The 21,605-nt window shown below is 65.4% G+C and carries 15 protein-coding genes; 3 read left to right on the forward strand and 12 right to left on the reverse strand.

What is annotated here, in order from left to right:
- Window positions 1-26 precede the first annotated feature (26 nt).
- From PF66_RS18420 to tssA, 12 genes are all read right to left on the reverse strand, one after another.
- Window positions 27-791: a pentapeptide repeat-containing protein gene (locus PF66_RS18420; RefSeq protein WP_192842686.1), complete on the reverse strand. Its 765-nt coding sequence runs from the start codon at window positions 789-791 to the stop codon at window positions 27-29.
- The gene (locus PF66_RS18425; RefSeq protein WP_081009881.1) at window positions 788-5,227 is read right to left on the reverse strand and encodes an RHS repeat-associated core domain-containing protein; all 4,440 of its coding nucleotides are present in this window, start codon (window positions 5,225-5,227) and stop codon (window positions 788-790) included. Before PF66_RS18425 ends, PF66_RS18420 begins: the two co-directional genes overlap by 4 nt.
- 3 nt (window positions 5,228-5,230) lie before the next feature.
- Window positions 5,231-5,656, reverse strand: coding sequence for a DcrB-related protein (locus tag PF66_RS18430; RefSeq protein ID WP_054059470.1), 426 nt, complete (start codon window positions 5,654-5,656; stop codon window positions 5,231-5,233).
- 15 nt (window positions 5,657-5,671) lie between these two features.
- Entirely contained in the window at window positions 5,672-7,606 is a 1,935-nt protein-coding gene (locus PF66_RS18435; protein ID WP_054063476.1) for a type VI secretion system Vgr family protein, read from the reverse strand.
- 137 nt (window positions 7,607-7,743) lie between these two features.
- Entirely contained in the window at window positions 7,744-10,425 is a 2,682-nt protein-coding gene (gene tssH, locus PF66_RS18440; protein WP_054063477.1) for a type VI secretion system ATPase TssH, read from the reverse strand.
- Complete coding sequence (gene tssG / locus PF66_RS18445; RefSeq protein WP_054059472.1) at window positions 10,418-11,470, reverse strand: type VI secretion system baseplate subunit TssG; 1,053 nt, start codon at window positions 11,468-11,470, stop codon at window positions 10,418-10,420. The genes tssH and tssG overlap by 8 nt, the downstream gene beginning before the upstream one ends.
- Window positions 11,434-13,293: a type VI secretion system baseplate subunit TssF gene (gene tssF / locus PF66_RS18450; RefSeq protein WP_054063478.1), complete on the reverse strand. Its 1,860-nt coding sequence runs from the start codon at window positions 13,291-13,293 to the stop codon at window positions 11,434-11,436. Before tssF ends, tssG begins: the two co-directional genes overlap by 37 nt.
- Window positions 13,290-13,814, reverse strand: coding sequence for a type VI secretion system baseplate subunit TssE (tssE, locus tag PF66_RS18455; RefSeq protein WP_301600297.1), 525 nt, complete (start codon window positions 13,812-13,814; stop codon window positions 13,290-13,292). The genes tssF and tssE overlap by 4 nt, the downstream gene beginning before the upstream one ends.
- 149 nt (window positions 13,815-13,963) lie before the next feature.
- A complete protein-coding gene (locus tag PF66_RS18460) occupies window positions 13,964-14,452 on the reverse strand; it encodes an Hcp family type VI secretion system effector (protein WP_054058362.1) in 489 nt (162 codons plus the stop codon).
- Between the two features lie 134 nt (window positions 14,453-14,586).
- Complete coding sequence (tssC, locus tag PF66_RS18465) at window positions 14,587-16,080, reverse strand: type VI secretion system contractile sheath large subunit (RefSeq protein WP_054058363.1); 1,494 nt, start codon at window positions 16,078-16,080, stop codon at window positions 14,587-14,589.
- 15 nt (window positions 16,081-16,095) lie between these two features.
- A complete protein-coding gene (tssB, locus tag PF66_RS18470) occupies window positions 16,096-16,611 on the reverse strand; it encodes a type VI secretion system contractile sheath small subunit (RefSeq protein WP_054058364.1) in 516 nt (171 codons plus the stop codon).
- Between the two features lie 81 nt (window positions 16,612-16,692).
- On the reverse strand, window positions 16,693-17,718 hold the full coding sequence (tssA, locus tag PF66_RS18475) for a type VI secretion system protein TssA (RefSeq protein WP_054063503.1): 1,026 nt from the start codon (window positions 17,716-17,718) through the stop codon (window positions 16,693-16,695).
- Window positions 17,719-18,111: 393 nt separating this feature from the next.
- Here tssA and tagH point away from each other — a divergent pair, with 393 nt between their 5' ends.
- From tagH to tssK, 3 genes are all read left to right on the forward strand, one after another.
- The gene (tagH, locus tag PF66_RS18480; protein WP_054063479.1) at window positions 18,112-19,614 is read left to right on the forward strand and encodes a type VI secretion system-associated FHA domain protein TagH; all 1,503 of its coding nucleotides are present in this window, start codon (window positions 18,112-18,114) and stop codon (window positions 19,612-19,614) included.
- A gap of 137 nt (window positions 19,615-19,751) precedes the next feature.
- Complete coding sequence (gene tssJ / locus PF66_RS18485; protein WP_054061550.1) at window positions 19,752-20,249, forward strand: type VI secretion system lipoprotein TssJ; 498 nt, start codon at window positions 19,752-19,754, stop codon at window positions 20,247-20,249.
- A gap of 15 nt (window positions 20,250-20,264) precedes the next feature.
- Window positions 20,265-21,599: a type VI secretion system baseplate subunit TssK gene (gene tssK / locus PF66_RS18490; protein WP_054063480.1), complete on the forward strand. Its 1,335-nt coding sequence runs from the start codon at window positions 20,265-20,267 to the stop codon at window positions 21,597-21,599.
- Window positions 21,600-21,605: the final 6 nt, after the last annotated feature.

Genomic DNA, 21,605 nt, shown 5'->3' on the forward strand with positions numbered 1-21,605 from the left:
CCTGTGTGAGAGGTTCCCCGGCTGTCTCAGCCAGGTTGTTGCAGCAGCGAAATGAGCTGATCGGCGAACTCCTGTCCTTCGACCTCCACCAGGTTTTTCAGATTGAAGATGCCGCCACGCTGCATGGCCAGGTTCTTGAGTCGGCGCTTGAGCAGGTTGTTCTGCGGGCTCTCGGGTTGGCTCGTGACCTGGGCCAGGGCCTTCCTGGCGCGTTCGGCCAGATCCCGGACGTAGAGGTGGCGGCTGTCCGTCGGTGGAGAAATCTGTTCCAGGTTGCAGTTCTTGAAGGTGACGTAGTCCAGGATGCAAGCGCTGAAATCTGCCCGGAGCATGGTGTTCGGTTGCTCTGCAACGAAGTTCACTTCCTGGAGCTTGCCGGAAAAACTGCAGTTTTCCAGCTTTCCGGCGTCGAAGGTGTTGTCGATGATCTTGCAGGTGTCGAACAGGCAATCGACCAGGACGCAATCATTGAAGGGGCTTTGGCGAAAGTCGCATTTGATGAAAGTGCACTGGCGGAACACGCTGTCATTGAGGCCCGCAGCGCGGAAGTCGATGTTCCTGAAGGTGCATCGTACCAGCTCGGTGGCGCTGAAGAAGCGCGCGTTGGAGAAGTCACTCTTCTCGAATGTGCAGTCTTGCAGCAGGCTCTGGTCGAAGATCGGGTAGGCGAGGTTGGTGTTCTTCAGCTCGCATCCCTTGATCAGGGCCTGCTCGAAGCGGGTTTTCTCGGGCAGTGCCCAGTCTTCGCGCTTGACGCCCGAGAGCAGTTGCGATTCGGTTCGGTTGTTCACCACGTTACTCCTTCGTAGCCGTTTCCCCAGTCGCCGTAACGTCGCTGGTGGGTGCCTCTGGCCCAGTCAGCTTTGGTTGTCAGGTCCCACCAGGATTTATTCTTCGAATCATACACGTCGGGTAGTCGTTGACCCGACTTGGATACATTGAGGTGGGCCAACGATGGGTCCGCCTGTACGCGACGCTTGAACTCGGCATCGATCCGCTGGCCTACATACCGTCTATAGCGCGACCTGGCCTGGCCAAGGTCACCCCTGTCATAAGCCCGTTTTATCGCTGCCCGCTGTTTGACGGTAAGTGATCGTTGCGGGTTCTTGTAGACCGCCTTGCGTGCAGCGTTTGCGTGCGCCTGCAACTTTTTCGTCGTAGCGCTGCAAGGCGCCCATCCCCACGGGTCGATCCACTCGAACGGGTTGGGGGCATACTGATAGAGGTTGAAGCCACCCAGTAGCCCAATCGGATCCGGTGTGGTGAAGCGTCCGATATCGGGGTCGTAGAACCGGAACGTGTTGTAGTGCAGGCCGGTCTCACGATCCAGGTACTGGCCCTGGAATCGCAGGTTCTGCTCTTCGATGTAATAGGGCTCACGGACTTCCTCCAGGGTGTTGCCCCAGACCCTGTAGCGTGCCTGCCACAGCGTATGTCCGTCGCTTTCCGTCAGTTGCTCGGGCAGGCCGTTGAGGTCGTTGTGGTAGTAGCGCACCTTTTGCAGTGCGCCCAGCCCGTCGACACGCGCCAGCGGCTCATAACTTCCATCGTCATACAGGTACAGGCTTGTCTGGCTGTGCCGATGCTCCTGCAGCAACCGCAGCCCATCCCAGGTAAAACGTGTCTCACCCAGTGGATAACCGTGGCTGTCCTGCTCGGTCTTCTCGATACGCCGCCCCAGCGGGTCGTAGCGCATGCGCACCACGGTCTGCTTCGCGCCGTCCTGGTTATGCACCTCGATCAGCCGATGTTCGGCGTCGTAGGCAAAGCGTTGCACCCGCCGGCTACCGCTGCGCTTTTCGATCATCCGGCCGAAGGCGTCGTAGCGGTAGCGCTTGTCCTGGTAGGTCAGCAGCTTGTTGTGCACCACCAGGCCGGCGCCAGCCGCCGGGCCGTCGAGCAGGTTGGCTGCGGCGTCGTAGGCGAAGGTTTCGCTCTGGCCCTGGACGTTGTCCTGGCTGGCGAGGATCCGTCCGGTGGCGTCGTAGTGCAGCAGTTGGCGCCGGTCACCAGGGGGTTGCTGGTCCAGGCGGCCGATCAGGTTGTCGGCCGGGTCGTAGTCGAAGTGCTTCTGTACCGGTGCCGGCAAGGCCGAGGGTGGGCCGGCGGGGCGGCGCAGGCGTGAGCGCAGTCGGCCGCTGCGGTCGTAGTCGCTGCGGGTGCTGAGCTGGCCTTGGGTGCGCAGAACCTCGCGGTGCAGGCGGTCGCGCTCGAAGTCGCTGATCACCTGGCCGTCGAGGTTGAGCTGGTGCAGGTGCCCGCTGCCGTAGTGCAGGCGGTTGATCCGGCGACCGTCCGGTAACTGCGTCTGCTGCAGGTTGCCCAGTTCATCGTAGTGGTGCTGAAGGCTGCCCGCCGCGCTCTGTTCTTCCAGCAACTGGCCAAGGGCATCGTAGGCGAAGCCCAGGCTCTGGGTCTGTCCGGCGTTGTCGGTGAAGGTCACGGCGGTCAGTTGGTCGACCGGGTCATAGCTGTATTCGGTGCGGCCATCGTCGGTGACCTTGGCCACCAGCCGGCCGACCGCATCGCGTTCAAGCCGGTGGACGATGGGTTTGACCGGCTCGCTCGGCACGGCGGCCAGCCCAGTGCCGAAGGGGGCCGGTACATACTCCAGGCGGGTGACGTCATCCAGCCCGTCGTAGGCATAACGCCGGGCGCTGCCGTCGAGGTCCTGCTGTTCCACCAGGCGGTCGCCGGCGTCCCACAGGAAGCGGTAGCTTTCACCATTTTCATTGGTCAGCGCCATCAGGCGGCCATAGGCATCGTAGCTGAACTGTACCTGGCGTCCGACGGCATCGATGCGCTGGCGCACCTGGCCGCGGCGGTCGTACTGGTAGGTGGTGGTGTGGCCGGCCGGATCGACATGGCCGGTCAACTGGCCGCTGCTGTCGCGCAGGTACCGTTCGACGCGGCCGTCGGCCAACGTGGTCTGCAGCAGGTTACCCTGGGCGTCGTGCTGGTAGGTGGTGCGTTCGCCGAGGGCGTCGGTGACCACCTGCAGGTAGCCACGGCGGTCGTAGCCGAATCGCGTGGGGTAGCCGGAGCAGTCGATGTGCTCGGTCAGTTGCCCGAGGTCGTTCCAGTGCAGAGTCTTGCTCTTGCCGCTGGCGTCGATGATCTGCACCACCTGGCCACGGGCGTCGTAGCGGTATTGGGTGACCTGGCCCAGCGGGTCGGTCTCGTGGGTGCAATTGCCACGCGGGTCGTAGCGGTACTGCCAGTTGTGGCCGGCGCTATCGGTCTCCACCAGCGGCAGGGCCCAGTGTTCCAGCCAGACGGTTGAATCACTGCGTCCCAGCGGATCGAGGCTGTCGCTGAGGTTGCCGGCCTCGTCGTAGCTGTAGCGGTACTGTCCGCCCTGGGGATCGATGGCGCCGAGCAACTGGCGCTCGTCGTTCCATTCGAACTGCCAGGTCTGGCCGAGGTTGTCGGTGTATTCGGTGATCTGGTGCTGCGGGTTCCAGCGTCGGATGCTCACGCGCTTCAAACCGTCGGTGATCCGCGTGGTGCCGCTGTCCAGGTCGTAGTCGAAGCGGTACTCGTCGCCGTCATCGGTCCAGTGGCGAATCACTCGCCATTCGCGATTGCCGACCTCGGCCCACTGGTAGAAGCAGCGCAGGCCGGTGGGCAACTGATGCTCGACCATCCGCCTGTGCTCGTCATAGGCGAAACGCCGCTGGACCTGGCCGAGGGCATCGCGGACTTCGGCCAGGTCGCCGCCGTTGTCGTAGGCGTAGCTGACCAGCACCTCGCGCTGGTGATCGGGATACAGGCGCTCGATCTGCACGATCCGCTGTGGCCATTGTGGGCTGTAGACCAGTTCCACCTGCACCTGATCGAAGGTGTCGCGCAGGCGGGTCAGCTTTCCCGACTCGTCGTAGTCGAGATAGAGGCGATTGTCGTTGCGATCGCCCAACTGGCTCAGGCGCAGATGAGCAGGATCGGCCAGGGTCGGTTCGAACAGCCGGTACAAACCGTCATCACTCTCGATCAGCAACTGGCCGTTGCCATTACGGCGCACGGCCAGGCCTTCGCCGGCGCTGAACACCGCACCGCCGAGGGGGATCGTGCCCATGTCGATGCGCCGCGCCTGTTCGTCGGTGTAGATCAGCCGTTCGCCGCCCTCGGGATGCCGCTCGACTTGCACGCAGACTTCATAGGGCACGCTCCAGCCGCTGCCGAGCAGGCTGCCCTGGCGTTCGTCGCGGCTGTTGTAGAAGCGCTGCCAGTCGATGGGCAGGATGCCGGGCAGGACGAAATCCAGCTCATCCGCGTCGCCCAGCACCTTGGCGCCGGTGGCGGCATGCACCGGGTTGGGCGAGCCGGCGATGGCCCGGGTCAGGGCGCCGGTGGCCTGGCTGACGACGAACGAGTTGACCCCCGACAGCAGCATGCACGGCAGGTTGCTCAGGAACTTGCCCTTGCCGCCCTTGAGCATCATCAGCACGGTCACCGCCAGGCCGATGCCCGGCGTCTTGCCGCTACGGATCTCGCGGACCACCACCGAGTTGCCACCGATGGTCACGTTCGGCGAGATGGTGCCGGAGGACACCACCTTGCCGTCGCAGGTGCTGCGGTCGCCGCTGCGCACGGCGGGTTGGCCGTTGATGCTGACCTTTTCCGAGCCTTCGGCGAGATACTGCTGTGGCATCGGCGAGTGCTTGGTGCAGGTCACCAGGTCCAGCGGCTTGGGTTGTGTGCCGGGTGCCGGGCTGGCGACCGTGGGCCGCCACATCTGCGAGAAGAAACCCTTGGCCATGTCGAGGAAGCCGGGGCTTTCCTCCTCTGCCGCGGCTTCCTCGGGAACGTTGGCGGCCTCGCTGCCGGGCACTGCGCCAGCCGGTGCCGGCGGTGGTGCGGTGCCGGCGGCGCGCGCGGCGGGAATCGAGTTGGTCAGGGTATTTTTGGAGCCGGTCTGGATGGTCGCCTGCACCGTGGGCGGAAACAGCGCGTTGCCGATCCCCTCGCACATGTCGCTCAGACCCTTGTCGGCGCCGGTCTTGCTCATCACCACGCCGACGATCACCCCGACCACCGCACCCAGCAGGCAGGCGCCGAGACCGCCGGTGGCCACCGTGATGCCGGTGGCGGCCACCACCGCCGCCGTCGCCAGTGCGCCGATGGCGACGTTGGCCGCCACCTCCAGCACGCCGCCGACGATGTCGGCCATCACCGAGGTGTGTTCCAGCCCGTCTCCCAGGCGGGCGGCCCAGAGTGCGTCGGACATGGCTCAGGCCAGTGCCAGGCTGTGCTTGATCGTGGCCCAGTGGGCGGCTTCGGCATCGCCCAGCGGCTGTGCCTTGACGTAGCTGAGCGCAGTCATCTTGCGCGTGCCGGGCAGGACGAAGGCCAGCTGGAACTGGTAGACGTTGTCCGCGCCCTTGCTGTACTGGCTGCGCGATTCGATGGCATCGAGGGATTGGTCCGCACCCAGGCGCACGTCCTGGCGCGGCTGGTAGCGCAGTGCCTGGACCTGCTGTTCGAGGCGCTTGAGCTGGCTGTCGAAGTTGCTGCGCAGGTCCTCGCCGTCGGCCAGCAGGCTGCGGCTGACGATCAGCGACGTGCCCAGTTCCGGAAACTTGAGGATGTTGATCGAGGCATCGAGCAACTCGCTGTCGGGTAGCTGGAACTGGAATTCGTTGAGGCGATAGGTCATGGCGTGAAGTCCTTTTTACTTGGCCTTGGGAAAGGCCGATGCCACCTTGGCGTCGATCGTGCCTTTCACACCGTCGCCTTCCGGGGCGGCGTCGGGGCCATTGCCGTTGTTGAGGTGCAGGACGCCGCCGGTGTTGAACTGCGCGTCACCGCTGGCGTGGAAGCTGATCTGCACGCCGCACAGGTTGATCTGGCCGCTGGCGTTGAGCTCCAGCACGCTGGCGCCGCAGACCAGCCGCAGGTTCTCGCCGACCTCGATCAGGTAGCTCTGGCTGACGCTGTCGGTCTTGCTCTGGCCGACGGTGAGCACGTCCTGCTGCTTGACGATGCGCACCCGGTTGTTGCCGATCAGCACGGTCTCGTCGTGGCCGATGCTCTTGTTGCGGTCATTGCCCACCGAGTGGCTTTCATTGACCTCGACCACGATGTCCTGGTTGCGCTCGGCATGGATGTACAACTGCTCGGCCCCCTTCTTGTCCTCCATGCGGATTTCGTTGAAGTTGGCCGGGCTGCCGCCCTTGCTCGAACGGCTCTTCATGCCGCTCTGGGTGGCATTGGCGGGCAGGTCGTAGGGCACTGTCTGTTCGGCGTTGTAGACCCGGCCTGTGATGATCGGCCGGTCGGGGTCGCCTTCGAGGAAACTGACGATGACTTCCTGGCCGATTCGCGGGATCTGCATCGAGCCCCAGTTCTTGCCGGCCCAGGCCTGCGACACGCGAATCCAGCAGGAGCTGTTTTCGTTGGACTGGTCGTGGCGGTCCCAGTGGAAGTGCACCTTGACCCGGCCGAACTGGTCGGTCCAGATCTCTTCGCCGGCCGGGCCGACCACCACGGCGGTCTGCGGGCCGCGGACGATGGGCCGGGTGGTGTTGGGCAATGGGCGGAAGCTCTGCTGGGCATCGATGCAGGTCAGGCTGCTTTCGAACTGCGAGCCCGCCGTGCCGGTGCCCGACTCCAGGCTCTCCTGGGCGAGGTAGTAGCGCGCGGCGACGATCAGGTATTCGCGGTTCTGGTCCTGGCGGCCGAAGCCGGTCAGGCTGAACAGGTTGCCGGCACCGATGCCGCGGGCATTGCCGTTGAGCTGCACGCGCTCGTGCAGGCTCTGGATCGCTTCGATGCGGGTGCGCGCGTAGTGCTCGCCGTCCTGGCTCTGCACGTAGCTGCCGGGGTAGTCGTACAGCGGATAGTCACCGGCGGTGTGCGGGCGCGGCATGGTCGAGCGCACGTCGATCCGTGCGCTGGGGCGCTGGAAATCGTAGTCGTTGAGTTCCAGGGAGCCGGGCTGGACTTCCTGGGCCAACTGCCAGCCGTTGAGGTGGTCGCGCTCGCGGTGCTGGCCATCCGGCGGGTAGTAGGGGATCGACTCGTAGCCGGGAGCCGGGTGGTGGGCACCGTAGGCGTCGGCCAGCACCAGTACGTGGCGGTCCTTCTCATGGCGGAAGTAGTAATAGATGCCTTCCTGCTCCATCAGCCGGCTGACGAAGTCGAAGCTGCTCTCGCGGTACTGCACGCAGTATTCCCACTCGCGGTAGGGCTGGCTGAGCACGTCTTCGAAGTCGGAGAAACCGAGGTCGCGGAACACCTGCTTGATGATCTGCGGGATGGTCATGTGCTGGAAGATGCGGCAGTCGGAGGTGCGGGTCAGCAGCCAGAGCCAGGGTCGCAGGGTCACCTGGTAGCTGGCGAACTGGCCGCTGTCGACGTTCTGGCTGCAGCGCGCGACGATGCCGTGGAAGTAGCGGCTGGCCCCGCCCTGCAATTGCAGGGAGAGGCTCATGGGTTTGCCCAGCAGCTGGTTCAGGTCGATGGCGCCGTCGTTGGAGGTCAGGTGCAATTCGTATTCGAACGGCCGCCCCAACTCCTCGCCGCCGCCCATGTCCTTGAGCAGCAGCACATCCGGCCCGAGGGGGCTGTGGACCTGGGCCAGGCGGGTGGCTTGTGTGAATAGCATCGGTTATCTCTGGGTGTTGTGGCGTCTGGGCGGGCGCTTTCGCGGGCAAGCCACGCTCCTACACGTGTTGCGTCGTACACGTGCTCTGTGTGCGACGCTGACCTGTAGGAGCAGGGCTTGCCCGCGAAGAGGCCGGCTCAGACATCCACGTCGCTGAACTGGTAGTGCAATTCGTTATCCCGCACGCTGATCCTCACACCCGCCAGCGGCTTGCCTTCGAGCATGCGCGTGAGGAACTCGCGGCTCATGTCCGGCAGCAGGCTGTTGGTCAGGATCGCATCGATCATCCGTCCGCCGCTCTCGGTCTCGGTGCAGCGCGAGACGATCAGGTCGACCACCTCGTCGTCGAAATCGAAGGCGACCTTGTGGGTGCTTTCCACGCGCTTCTTGATGCGCCCCAGCTGCAGGCGGGTGATCGCCTTGAGCATGGTGTCGCTGAGCGGGTAGTACGGAATGGTCACCAGGCGGCCGAGCAGCGCCGGCGGGAAAATCTCCAGCAACGGCTGGCGCAGGGCCTTGGCGATGTCCTCGGGGTCGGGGACGTTGCCGGCGTCCTTGCACAGGTGCGCGATCAGCTCGGTACCGGCGTTGGTGGTGAGCAGGATCAGGGTGTTCTTGAAGTCGATCAGCCGGCCTTCGCCGTCTTCCATCACGCCCTTGTCGAACACCTGGAAGAAGATCTCGTGCACGTCCGGGTGGGCCTTCTCCACCTCGTCCAGCAGCACCACGCTGTAGGGCTTGCGCCGAACCGCTTCGGTCAGCACGCCGCCTTCGCCGTAGCCGACGTAGCCGGGCGGGGCACCCTTGAGGGTGGAGACGGTGTGGGCTTCCTGGAACTCGCTCATGTTGATGGTGATGACGTTCTGCTCGCCACCGTACATGGCCTCGGCCAGGGCCAGGGCGGTTTCGGTCTTGCCCACGCCGGAGGTGCCGGCGAGCATGAACACGCCGATCGGCTTGCTCGGGTTGTCGAGGCCGGCGCGGGAGGTCTGGATGCGCTTGGCGATCATGCTCAGGGCATGATCCTGGCCGATGATGCGCTTGCTCAGGTGCTGGTCGAGGTTGAGCACGGTTTCCAGCTCGTTGCGGGCCATGCGGCCCACCGGGATACCGGTCCAGTCGGCGACCACCGAGGCCACCGCCTGGTAGTCCACGGTCGGCAGGATCAGCGGGCTCTCGCCCTGCAGGTCGCTGAGGCGCCGTTGCAGGTCGATCAGTTTCTCGCGCAGGGCATGGCCCTGTTCGCCGCCGACATCGCTGTCCACCACGCCGGTGCTTTCACGCAGCTCGGCCCGGGTGGCGAGCAGTTCGTCGACCAGGCTCTTCTCCTCGGCCCAGCGGCTTTCCAGTTCGGCCAGGCGCTCGCGCTCGCTGGCGAGCCGTTCTTCGCTGGCGTTCCGGCGGCTGGCGGTGTCGATGCCGATGGCATGTTCGCGGGCGATGATCTGCAGCTCGGTCTCCAGCGCCTCGATACGCCGCCGGCTGTCGTCGACCTCGGCCGGTACCGCGTGCAGGCTGATGGCGACCCGCGCGCAGGCCGTGTCGAGCAGGCTGACGGACTTGTCCGGCAGTTGCCGCGCCGGGATGTAGCGATGGGACAGCTTGACCGAGGCCTCCAGGGCTTCGTCGAGGATCTGCACCTGGTGATGTTTTTCCATGGTCGAGGCGACGCCGCGCATCATCAGCAGCGCCTTGTCTTCCGACGGTTCCGGTACTTGCACCACCTGGAAGCGGCGGGTCAGGGCCGGGTCTTTCTCGATGTGCTTCTTGTACTCGGCCCAGGTGGTCGCGGCCACGGTGCGCAGGCTGCCGCGGGCCAGCGCCGGCTTGAGCAGGTTGGCCGCGTCACCGGTACCGGCGGCGCCACCGGCACCGACCAGGGTGTGGGCTTCGTCGATGAACAGGATGATCGGCTTGGGCGAGGCCTGGACGTCCTCGATGACCTGGCGCAGGCGCTGTTCGAACTCGCCCTTCATGCTCGCGCCGGCCTGCAGCAGGCCGACGTCGAGGCTGCGCAGTTCGACGTCCTTGAGCGACGGCGGTACGTCGCCGGCGACGATACGCAGGGCGAAACCCTCGACCACCGCGGTCTTGCCGACCCCGGCTTCGCCGGTGAGGATCGGGTTGTTCTGGCGGCGTCGCATGAGGATGTCCACCAACTGGCGGATCTCCTCGTCACGGCCGACGATCGGGTCGAGCTTGCCGCTGCGGGCCTGTTCGGTCAGGTCGACGGTGAAGCGCTTGAGCGCCTCCTGCTTGCCCATGGCGCTCGGCGCGATGGCACCGCTGGCTTCGCCCGGCGTGGCGCCGGCATTGAAGCCGTCGCTGGCGCCCAGGTTGTTCTCCGGCGAATCGCCGACGTACTCGTCGAAACGCTCGCTCAGGGCCTCGGCCTTGATCTTGTCGAACTCCGACGACAGCCCCAGCAGCGCGTGGCGCAGGCTCGGGGTCTTGAGGATGCCGAGCACCAGGTAGCCGGTGCGCACCTGGCTTTCGCCGAACATCAGGCTGCCGTAGACCCAGCCGCGTTCCACCGCTTCCTCGACGTGGGAGGACAGGTCGGTGATCGAGGTCGAGCCGCGCGGCAGGCGGTCCAGCGCCTCGGTCAGGTCACGGGCCAGGCGTGCCGGCTCGATGTTGAACTGGCGCACCAGGCGGTGCAGGTCCGAGTCCTGCAACTGCAGCAACTGGTGGAACCAGTGGGCGAGTTCCACATAGGGGTTGCCCCGCAGCTTGCAGAACACCGTGGCGGCTTCGATGGCCTTGTAGGCGACGCTGTTGAGTTTGCCGAACAGCGCGGCGCGACTGATTTCACCCATGCTCTGTGCTCCTTGAGTGGTGGGCTGGTGTGGCGTGTTCGGCGTAATGCCGGGCCAGGATCAGGTCCCTGGCGTCCTCTTCGGGTTGGCCGACCCAGGTGTTGAAACCCAGGCGGAATTGGCCGTTGAGTTGCAGCCGGGGGACTTCGGGCTGTTCCAGGACCAGGTTGATGTCCCAGTCCAGCTCGTGTCCCAGGTATTCGGCGACCCACGCCACCAGGTGGTGGAAGGATTCGCCATCGGGCAGCAGGCTCATGTATTCGTCGAGCTTCAGCGGGCCGAAGCGGATGCGGAACTTGTGCTGGCGGTCCCACACGTGGCGGCCGAGGCAGAAGTCCACGCCGAGCTGGTTGGCGGTGACGCCGAGACGGCTGCGTTCCGGCAACTCCAGCCACTGGCCGACGTATTCCTCGATCTCCACCGGCAGGCCGAAGTACTCGCCGAGAATGGCTTTCAGGCCGTCCGGGTAGCGGGTCTGGGCGGCGAGGTGGCCGCTGAAGTGCAGCTTGGCGGTCGGTGGAACCAGGCCCTGGTCGAGCAGGCCGGGCATGCCCCGGCCGCTGAGGGCGGCCAGGCGCCCGGACCAGTAGTCGTCGTCCGGGCGGTCATGGCTGACGGTCGGCCGCGCTTCGGCCCAGGCCCGATAGAACAGGCTCAGCAGGCGGTGGTGGAACACGTCGAGGAAACGCTTGCTGGTGCTGTCGGCGTTGTTGCGCTGGCGCTCGCGCACGTATTCGGTGAGGTGCAGCGGCAACGGGCCGTTGGGGCCGCCGAGGCCGAAGAAGAACTGCTCCAGACGGGCCGGCGCGTTGTCGCTGGCGGGCGTCATCGAGGCCAGGGTCGCCGGGGCGAAGGCGCAGTCCAGCTGTTGACCCAGGCGCAACGGATCATCCGCCAGGCGCAGCGAATGGCCGAAGCGCGGCAGGTGCGGCGATTCGCACTCGATACGCCGCAGCGCCTGGAAGAAGTCGTATTCCCAGGGCTCGGCTTGCATCGCCGTGAGCGTGCTCACAGGGTCGGACGGCGTCCGGGCTTGGCTTTCCATCGCATGATCTCGCCGCGTTCGGTGGTTCGAATCACCGTCTCGGTAAAACTGTTGATCGACACGTAGCGTGCCAGGAAGCGTTCGAACACTGCGCCGAGGAGGAACACCCCGGTGCCGCGGAACGCGTTCTCGTCGAATTCCAGGGTGATCTCCAGGCCGCGCCCGAAGACGATCGGCCCGGGCATCGGCAGCCGCCGGGTACAGGCCTTGCTGCTGACTTCGCGCAGGCCCTCGATCTGCAGTTGCAGGGCGGCATCGTTGCTCTCGCCGTACAGCCGCAGCAGCTCACGCAGGGCCGCGGCGCCCTGGCCCTGTTCGCTCAGCGACAGGTAGTTCAGCGAGAGCTGGCTGATCAGGCGCCAGGCCTTGTTGTCGTGGGCATGGCTGGCCCGTGGCCGGCTCGGCCCGGCCAGGCAGCGCACCGCCGATACCGGGGCGCTGTCGGCCAGGGTGAAGTCGCTCTTGCCGCTGCCCACGCTCATGAACAGCGGCAGGTCGCGGTTGGTGCACAGCGCGCTGACGCCGAGCTGGCGCAGGTCATGGCGGTAGGGCGCCTGCTGGCTGTCGACCAGGCTGACGAAGGTTTCGCTGCCGATGTAGGTCGAGCGGGTACCCTTGCGCCGCTGCTCGCTGGACAGTACCCGCGGCTCGCGGCGCAGGATGTAGTAGGCCTGGTCGCGGCCGTAGCGCGACGGATCGCGCACGGCGTAGAAGGGCAGGAATGGCTGGTCGGGCCCGGTGCCGTGGCCGGTGACGCCGGTCAGCGAGTGGATCTCGAAATCCATCGGCCGGGTGCGGTCGGCGATCACATGGTGTTCGTTGACCCGTTCGGACAGGTGGATGCGGTCCAGGCGGCGCGGGAACAGGTTGATCGCCGGGGTGCAGAAAGGCACGAACTGGGCGGTGTCGACACTGCTTTCCAGGCTCGGGTCGAAGCGCTCGAACAGCACGATCAGTTCCAGCTCCTGGCCGCTGCAGCGTTTGACCGCCCGGCCCAGCCCGCTGAAGTCGACGAACAGGTAGCGCTGGGGCAGGGCGAAGTATTCCTGCAGCAGGCGATAGCCCTGGAAGGCCTGGGCCACCACCGGCATTGCCGCTTCGCGGTCGTCGAAGCCGCAGGAGCGCAGGGCGTCCTGGGGCAGGCGCTCGACCCAGTCGCCGCCCGGAGCACGGGCGAAGACCGCGCAGGCATTGCCCAGCAGTTGTTCGTAGAGGCGGAACGGTTGCTCGTCGGCACCATTGAGGTACAGCGGCAGGTTGTCCAGGTCGAGCTGGTTGAAGGGCAGCTCGGCGCCGGTGCGCAGGGTCAGGCGCAGGCCGGCCTTGGCCTTGGGCTCGCTGGCGGCCAGACGGCCGAGCACGGTCGCCGGGTTGCCGAAGTACTCGGCCTGGCTGACCTGCAGCGGCCACAGCGTCACCGCATGGGCGGTGCGGTACTCGCAGGAGGTCTGGGTGTCCTTGCCGAGGGTCGCGCGCAGCACGCTGTCCCGTGGCAGGGTGAAACCGCTGGCCAGCGAACCCTCGTCGGGGTCGGTCTGCAACTGCACCACGGTCATCGACGGCGTCGGTGCCAGGTAGTGCGGGTAGGCGATTTCCAGCAGGTTGTGGGTGAAGGTCGGGTACTCGGCATCGAGCTTGAGCTGCACACGCGCGGTGAGGTAGGCGAAACCTTCCAGCAGGCGCTCGACATAGGGGTCGGCGCAGTCGATCCCGGACAGCGTCAGGCGCCCGGCGATCTTCGGGTATTCCTTGGCGAACTCGGCGGCACTTTCGCGGACGTGCTGCAGCTCCTGGTTGTAGAGGTCGAGCAGGCGCGGGTTCATGAACGTCTCCGTTGCTCGGCCGGGACCACGCGGACATGGCCGGACTCCAGGTCGAGGTCGGTGCGCAGCAGCAGCGGCAGGGGCGCCGGCAGGGCCCACAGGTCGCCCTCGATTTCGAAGCTCAGGGCGTTGTGGTTCATCTCGCCGTAGGCAACCTGGGCGCGGACCCGCAGGGTGCTGGCCAGGATGCGTGGCTCGAACGTGGCGATGGCCTTGTGGATCAGGCTTTCCAGCGCCGGGATATCGATGCTCGAGGCACTGTAGCCGGCCAGTGCCGGCAGGCCGTAGTTGACCACCGAGGTGCCGGCCGGGGTATGCAGGGTGGCGTCGGCGTCGAGCAGCGAGGTGGTATTGAGCAGCCAGGTCAGGTCACGCAGCACCGAGGCCTTGAGTTGGCTCAGGGACAGCACGCGCTTGTCCGTGCCTTCCTGCGGGTGGCCGGGGTCGTCGTCGGTCAACCGGTCGAGCAATGACGGTTGCAGGCGTTCGCGCAGGGCGAAGTCGCTGGGCACGCTGCTCATCGTGCGACGTCACAGGAACTGGACGCTGCGGGGCGGCAGCTCCACGGATCGGGAAGCGCAGGCTTGGCCATGCTTGGACACCGGCAATGAATCGAATTCGGGGGTGTTGCGCCAGGTGCCCCCGACGCCGGGCGTCGGGGGCACGAGGATCACATCTTGGTGTTCGAGCGGATGTTCCAGCCGAACTTGACCGGGCCGCCCTGCTTGGAACCGTCGGCCTTCTGCTCCTGGTACTCGACCTGGACCTGGGCGAAGTTCAGGGTGACGTTTTCGGTCAGGCGATCATCGCTGCCCGAGCCGCCGGTGCTCAGCGAGGTGATCAGCACTTCGCTCAGGTCGATCTTCATGTACTCGACCTGGCTTTCGCCGCCGGCCTTGCGCACCACCAGGGTGACCTTGTCGACGTGCTTGCCGCTGGCGCAGTGCATCATCAGGTTGGGCGAGGACTTGTCGACGTACTTGGTCAGCGACAGGTCCTGGATGTTGACCTTGCCGGCGCCACCGCCACCACCCATGTGCATGTTGCCGGACTGGGACATGCCCCAGCTCCAGTTCAGGACGTCGATTTCGTCCTTGTGGGCCTTGTCCATGGACTCGCCCTTGATGTCACCGATCTTGATGAAGATATCAACAGCCATGTTTTCTCCAGTGTGGTCTGCACCACGAGGTTGTTAGCCAGGACCTGCCGTCGATGGCGAGGTCGCCGTTATTACGGGTGACGCCTTCCCCGTATGGGAGCCTGCTCCCATCGGGGAAAACAGCGCCTGTGGGGTTACGCCCCCTTCGCCGATGGCAGCTTCGACACCAGGCGCAGCGACACGGTCAGGCCTTCGAGCTGGTAATGCGGACGCAGGAAGAACTTGGAGGTGTAGTAGCCCGGGTTGCCTTCGACGTCCTCGACCACCACTTCCGCCGCCGCCAGCGGATGCTGGGCCTTGGTGGTTTCGGTGGAGTGGGCCGGGTCGCCGTCGACGTAGTTGAGGATCCAGTCCTGCAACCAGCGCTGCATTTCGTCCTTTTCCTTGAACGAACCGATCTTGTCGCGAACGATGCACTTCAGGTAATGGGCGAAGCGGCAGGTGGCGAACAGGTACGGCAGGCGCGCGGCCAGGTTGGCGTTGGCGGTGGCGTCCGGATCGTCGTACTCGGCCGGTTTCTGCAGCGACTGGGCGCCGATGAACGCGGCGAAATCGGTGTTCTTCTTGTGCAGCAGCGGCATGAAACCGTTCTTCGCCAGTTCCGCTTCACGACGGTCGGAGATGGCGATCTCGGTCGGGCACTTCATGTCCACGCCGCCATCGTCGGTCGGGAAGGTGTGCGCCGGCAGGCCTTCGACCTCGCCGCCGGACTCGACGCCGCGAATCCGCGAGCACCAGCCGTAGTGCTTGAACGAGCGGTTGATGTTCACCGCCATGGCGTAGGCCGCGTTGGCCCAGGTGTACTTGTTGCTGTCGGCGCCGTCGGTGTCTTCCTCGAAGGCGAAGGCCTCCACCGGGTCGGTCTTGGCGCCATAGGGCAGGCGGGCCAGGAACCGCGGCATGGTCAGGCCGATGTAGCGCGAGTCTTCCGATTCACGCAGGGAGCGCCAGCCGGCGTATTCCGGCGTGGTGAAGATCTTGGTCAGGTCGCGCGGGTTCGACAGTTCCTGCCACGAGCCCATGCCCATCACGGTCGGCGAGGCGGCGGAAATGAACGGCGCGTGCATCGCCGCGCAGACCTTGGACAGCTCGCCCAGCAGCTCGACATCCGGTGGCGACTGGTCGAAGTAGTAGTCGCCGACCAGGCAGCCGTAGGGCTCGCCGCCGAACTGGCCGTATTCCTCTTCGTACATCTTCTTGAAGATCGGGCTCTGGTCCCAGGCCGTGCCCTTGAATTTCTTCAGGGTCTTGTGCAGCTCCGGCTTGGAGATGTTCAGCACGCGAATCTTCAGCTGTTCATCGCTTTCGGTGTTGTTGACCAGGTAGTGCAGGCCACGCCAGGCGCTTTCCAGCTGCTGGAACTCGGGGTGGTGGATCACCTGGTTGACCTGGGCGGTGAGCTTGGCGTCGATGGCGGCGATGATCGACTCGATCGACTTGATGGCGTCGTTGGACACCAGGTCGGTCTGCGCCAGGGCCTGCTCGGCCAGGGTGCGCACGGCGCCCTCGACGGCCTCGCGGGCACGCTCGGTCTTGGGTTTGAACTCCTGCATCAGCAGGCTGGCGAATTCGCTGGGTTCGGTGGTGCCGCTTTGCAGAGGCTGATTGTCTTGCTGCAACTGGGTCATGATCGTTCGTCCTGATTAAGCGCTGGGCTCGGAGTCCTGGGGCTTTGGCGCACTGGCCAGGGCCTGGAGCAGCGCCGGATCCTTGATGGCCTTCATGATGATTTCCTCGGCACCGGTCTTGCCGTCCATGTAGGTCAGCAGGTTGGCCAGCTGGGTGCGCGCCTCGAGCAGCTTGTTCAGCGAGTCGACCTTGCGCGCCACGGCGGCGGGGCTGAAGTCGTCCATGCTTTCGAAGGTGATGTCCAGGCTCAGGTTGCCTTCACCGGTCAGCTCGTTCGGCACGTTGAACGCGACCCGCGGTTTCATGGCCTTGAGACGCGAGTCGAAGTTGTCGACGTCGATCTCCAGGAACTTGCGGTCGGCGACGGCGGCCAGCGGCTCGGCGGGTTTGCCGGCCAGGTCGGCCAGCACGCCCATCACGAAAGGCAACTGGACCTTTTTCTCGGCGCCGTAGAGTTCCACGTCGTACTCGATCTGGACCCGTGGCGCGCGATTGCGCGCGATGAATTTCTGAGAACTTTGCTTCGCCACGTTGCTGCTCCTGGTCGCTGTTGCGACGGTGTAGGCGTCATCGGTATAGGCCGTTAACGTAACTGCGCGGAGGGTTCAGGCTTATTCGCCTTCCGGACCACGCAGGTTTTCAAACTGGGACATGCCGTCGGGGATCAGGTTGCGCACGATCGCCTCGAAGTCGGCGTGGACCAGATGCTTCGCCCGGTTCAACAGCACCGGCAGCGGGCTCGAAGGCTCGTGGCGGGTGTAGTAGGCGAGGATCCGGTCGAGGCTGCGCAACACGTCGTCGCGGTTGCCGATCTCGCCGGTGGCACGTGGCGCCGCGACCGCGGGAGCGTCCGCCGACGGGTATTCGCTGCTGTCGCCGGTGCCGTCGGTAGCCTCCGGGGCCGGGGCGGCACCGCCCGGGGCGTATTCGGCGAGCACCTGCAACGCCAGCTTGAGCGGTTGGCGCAGGGCGCTGAGGTCGACCCCCTGGGCCGAGCCGACCTGTTCGGAAACGAAGCGCTCGATGGCTTCCAGCGTGCTGCGGGCCTCGGTGATGGCGTTGCGCACGGCCTCCAGTTCATCCGGGTCGGTATCGCGCAGGGCGCCGCTCAGTTCGTCGGGGCTCAGGCTCTCGTCGGCGAAGCTCAACAGGCCGCTGGCGTTCAGTGCGGCGCGCAGGGTTACGGTGCCGAAGGCCCGCGAGCGGGTCAGCACGCTTTCGCGCAACAACCGCACGTTGGTGTCGCAGGCCAGGCCGGACAAGGCGTTGACCCGCACCGTGGGGTCATTGTCGTCGTCGGCGTCGAGCAAGGGATAGAGTTCGCCCCAGTATTGCTGGAGCAACTGGTGAATCAGTTCGAGGGCGTCGCGCAGGCCGGCGAAGCCTTCGAGGGCCAGGCTGCTTTGCGCCAGGAAATGGGTGATGCGCAGGTCTTTGCTGCGTTGCAGCAGGGCCGTGCTCGATTGCTCGATGACACGCCAGGCGGGCGGTTCTGCCGGTTGCACGGAGTCGCCCATGATGCGCTCGGGTTTACCCTGGGCATCACGTTCCAATTGCAGGAATTGCGCGTCATATTCCAAGTCCTCGCCGCAGGGCGAGTTCGCGGAAACAGCAGCAAGCAACAACGGCAGGTCCAGCAAGTTCGATCTCCTTATCGCCTGGCAAAGTGCCAGCTATTTCCCGAGAAAGTTCCCTCGGGGAAATTCTCATAATTCTCGTGGATATAGGGACTTTGATATCACACGGCCATCATGTATAAACAGGAAGTTGTGCATTTTTGGTGTAGTACTTGGGGCTTGTCAAGGTAAGCTACTCACCCTTTGTTACAGTTGTGACGGGCTCGGCAAGGCCGTCGACTGCCGGGTCATGACCTGTACGATTGTGGGAAAATTGTGGGTAGAATCTTCCAGTTTCGCCGAAATGGCTGAAAATAATGGGGTTTTACCCCGGGGCCGGAAGGCCCGGACCGCGCTTGCTGCAGGAACACCGCAGCGGGCCGGCTGTGCGTGGAAGTACTGCAAGGAGGCGCAATGTCGCTGTGCTTGACTATTACTAGTTATCACAAGATCACCCCTGGCCAATGTCCCGAAAAGACCATGGACAAGGGCGTGATGGCAATTGGCCGCAGTTCTGAGAATGACTGGGTGCTGCCCGATCCGGAGCGGCTGGTTTCTTCACGACATTGTGTTATCCAATACAGGGAGGGTCGTTACTATCTGACGGATAACAGTACCAATGGCGTGGAACTGGTCAATTCCGGTATCCGTCTGCGCCGGGGCAACAGCGAGCTGTTGCAGGATGGCGAAATCATCCGGATCGGCGAGTATGAAATCCGTGTACGGATCGACTTCAACCTGCAACTGGCCGATTCGCCCCTGTCCGGGGTGGACACCTCCAACAGTTTCGAGGCCCTGATGGGGCGTGCCGCGGCCGCTCCCACGCCGACGCCCCAGCCGGCGAGCATCCCGGCGCATTTCCAGGGCGGCTCGGCGATGGACACCTTCCCCGATCTGTTCGACTTCCTGACGCCCGCGAGCGTGCCGCCGGCGACCGTGCCGGATCATGTGCCGGCGCAACAGCATGATTTTCGCCCGCCGACGCCAGTGGCTCCGCCTGCTCCGGTGATTGCGCCGACCCCGCCGATTCCCTCGGCCCCGGTCGCCAGCCCCGGTATGAACATGATTCCGGAAGACTGGGACCTGTTCGGCGATACACCCAAGGCCCCGGTCGGCCAACCGGCGCCGATCCCGGTGGTGATGCCCGATGTCGTTGCTCCGGCACCCCTGGCGGTGGAGCCTTTCCCGGCTCCGGCTCCGGCTCCGGCTCCGGCTCCGGCTCCGGCTCCGGCTCCAGTCGCCGCACCCGAGCCTGCGCCCATCCCCGCACCGCAGCCCGTATCGCAGCCTGCTCCGGTGGCCGCCCCGGTGCCACCGGGAAGCCCGCAGGCCGACCTGCTGCAGGCCTTCCTGCGGGGCGCCGGGCTCGACCAGCTACGCATCGACGGTGCCCAGGTGGAAGCGCAGATGGAGGCGGTCGGCCGCAGCTACCGGCTGATGGTCGAGGGCCTGATCGACGTCCTGCGTGCCCGCAGCAGCCTCAAGGGCGAGTTCCGCATGCAGCAGACGATGATCCGGCCGGTGGAGAACAACCCGCTGAAGTTCGCGCCGAATGCCGATGAGGCGCTGCTGCTTCTGCTGCGCCACGGCAATCAGGCATTCATGGCGCCGGACCAGGCGGTCCGCGACAGCTTCGACGACCTGCGGGCGCACCAGCTGGCGGTCATGGCCGGGGTGGAAGCGGCGATCAAGCATTTGCTCAAGCGTTTCGAACCGGCCGAACTGGAGGCGCGCATGAGCCGCCCGGGCGGCCTGTCGAACCTGTTCGGCGGTTCGCGCCAGGCGCAGTACTGGCAGCAGTTCACCGAGCTGTATTCGCGGATTTCCCGCGAGGCCGAGGACGACTTCCAGGACCTGTTCGGACGCGAGTTCAGTCGGGCGTACGAGGAACACAGCGCGCGGCTGGGCAGGGGATAGGTTGAGGCGGGTGACGGCCTTGAGGGCGCTTTCGCGGGCAAGCCCGCTCCCACAAGGGCCAGTCCCCCGGCAGGTTCTGAAGGCTGAAGGCAACAAACGGATTCAACGGAAAGCCAGACCGTCACTGAGGACGCAGGATGATTCACCGAGTTTTACTGGCAGCGGCCATGACGCTGCTGCTCAATGCGTGCAGCAAGGACGCGGCCGCACCAGCGCCTGCCGATGAGCCGGCGGCCGACAGCGCCACCGCTGTCCTGAACTTTCATGCCATCAGCGGTCTCAACCCCGGCGCCAACGGGGCCCCGGCTCCGGTGCGGGTGCGCATTTTCGAGCTGAAGAACACCGCCAACTTCAATCGAGCCGACTATTTCGCCCTGGCCGAACGGGCCCAGGCGACCCTCGGCGCCGACCTGATCGACCAGGACGAAGTGCTGGTGCAGCCCGGCGAACAGTTGAGCGTCGAGCGGCCGCTCAACCCCGCGACCCGCCATGTCGGGCTGGTGGTGGGTTATCGCGAGATCGACCAGGCGTTGTGGCGCAGCGTACTCAGCGTCCAGCCCCGGCAGGTCACCGACTATCAGATCAGCCTCGATGTGCGTGCCGTGCGCAGCGCCGTCGAAGGCTCCGCCCCTTAGGCAAACGGAGAAGCCATGTCCTGGAACAATCGAGTGGTCTGGTCGGAAGGCATGTTCATCGGAACGCAGCACTTCCAGCAGCATGACCGTTACCTGGAAAACCTGATCGACGCCCGCAGCCGTCCGCTGTCCGCCGGTGCCTGGGGGTTCTCCGAACTGTTGATCGACCAGGGCCTGCTGGCCCAGGGCAAGCTGGCCATCGTTTCCGCCAAGGGCCTGCTGCCGGACGGCACGCCGTTCAACATTCCCCACGATGACCTGGCGCCGAGCCCGCTGAGCATCGAGGACAGCCTGCGTGACGGGGTGATCTACCTGGCGCTGCCGCTCAAGCGCGCCGGTGCCCGTGACACCGTGGACGAGGGCGAGGAGCTGGGCGGGGCGCGTTACCTGAGCCAGGTGCGCGAGGTGCGTGACGACAACGCGCCGTTCGAGAACCGGGCGCCGGTGGCCGTCGGTTCCCGGGCCCTGCGCCTGCTGACCGGGGGCGATGGCCTGAGCGACTACGCCGCCATCGGCCTGGTACGGATCAAGGAAAAACGCGCCGACCGCGCCCTGGTGCTGGACGAAAGCTATATCCCGCCGGTGCTCGACGTGGCCGCGAGCAAGCCGCTGGCGGCGTTTCGCAGCGAGCTGCTGGGCCTGCTGCACCAGCGTGGTGAAGCGCTGGCCGGGCGCGTGGTCGCCTCGGGCGCCGGCGGCGCCTCGGAGATCGCCGATTTCATGCTGCTGCAACTGGTCAACCGCGCCGAGCCGCTGATCAGCCACCTGAGCCAGTTGAGCCCGCTGCACCCGGAACGCTTCTACAGCGAACTGGTGAGCCTGGCCGGCGAGTTCTCCACCTTTTCCCAGACCGGCCGGCGCCCGGCCGAGTATCCGCAGTACCAGCACGACGCCCTGGCGCTGAGCTTCGCCCCGGTCATGCAGGCGCTGCGCGAGGCGCTGTCGATGCTGATCGACAGTAAGGCGACGCCGATCCCGATCGTGGAAAAGGCCTACGGCATCCATGTGGCGATGCTGGCCGACAGGACGCTGATCGACAACGCAAGCTTCATCCTGGTCGTACGTGCCGACATCCCCAGCGAAACCCTGCGCGGGCGTTTCGTCCAGCAGAGCAAGATCGGTTCGGTGGAGCACATCCGCGACCTGGTGAACCTGCAACTGCCGGGCATCGGCCTGCTGCCGTTGCCGGTGGCGCCGCGGCAGATCCCGTTCCACGCCGGCTCCACCTACTACGAGCTCGATCGTGGCAGCGAGCACTGGAAGCAACTGATGCACTCCGGCGGCTTCGCGTTCCATGTCGCCGGGGAGTTCCCGGGGTTGAACCTGGCTTTCTGGGCCATCCGAGGATAAGCGGCG

Origin of the sequence: Pseudomonas asplenii, assembly GCF_001293465.1 — a bacterium.
Classification (GTDB): Bacteria; Pseudomonadota; Gammaproteobacteria; order Pseudomonadales; family Pseudomonadaceae; genus Aquipseudomonas; species Aquipseudomonas fuscovaginae_B.

Coding starts and splice junctions, on each gene's coding strand:
- PF66_RS18425 (WP_081009881.1), bottom strand. CDS start 5,227: ATGTCCGACGCACTCTGGGCCGCCCGCCTGGGAGACGGGCTGGAACAC.
- PF66_RS18430 (WP_054059470.1), bottom strand. CDS start 5,656: ATGACCTATCGCCTCAACGAATTCCAGTTCCAGCTACCCGACAGCGAG.
- PF66_RS18435 (WP_054063476.1), bottom strand. CDS start 7,606: ATGCTATTCACACAAGCCACCCGCCTGGCCCAGGTCCACAGCCCCCTC.
- tssH (WP_054063477.1), bottom strand. CDS start 10,425: ATGGGTGAAATCAGTCGCGCCGCGCTGTTCGGCAAACTCAACAGCGTC.
- tssG (WP_054059472.1), bottom strand. CDS start 11,470: ATGGAAAGCCAAGCCCGGACGCCGTCCGACCCTGTGAGCACGCTCACG.
- tssF (WP_054063478.1), bottom strand. CDS start 13,293: ATGAACCCGCGCCTGCTCGACCTCTACAACCAGGAGCTGCAGCACGTC.
- tssE (WP_301600297.1), bottom strand. CDS start 13,814: ATGAGCAGCGTGCCCAGCGACTTCGCCCTGCGCGAACGCCTGCAACCG.
- PF66_RS18460 (WP_054058362.1), bottom strand. CDS start 14,452: ATGGCTGTTGATATCTTCATCAAGATCGGTGACATCAAGGGCGAGTCC.
- tssC (WP_054058363.1), bottom strand. CDS start 16,080: ATGACCCAGTTGCAGCAAGACAATCAGCCTCTGCAAAGCGGCACCACC.
- tagH (WP_054063479.1), top strand. CDS start 18,112: ATGTCGCTGTGCTTGACTATTACTAGTTATCACAAGATCACCCCTGGC.
- tssJ (WP_054061550.1), top strand. CDS start 19,752: ATGATTCACCGAGTTTTACTGGCAGCGGCCATGACGCTGCTGCTCAAT.
- tssK (WP_054063480.1), top strand. CDS start 20,265: ATGTCCTGGAACAATCGAGTGGTCTGGTCGGAAGGCATGTTCATCGGA.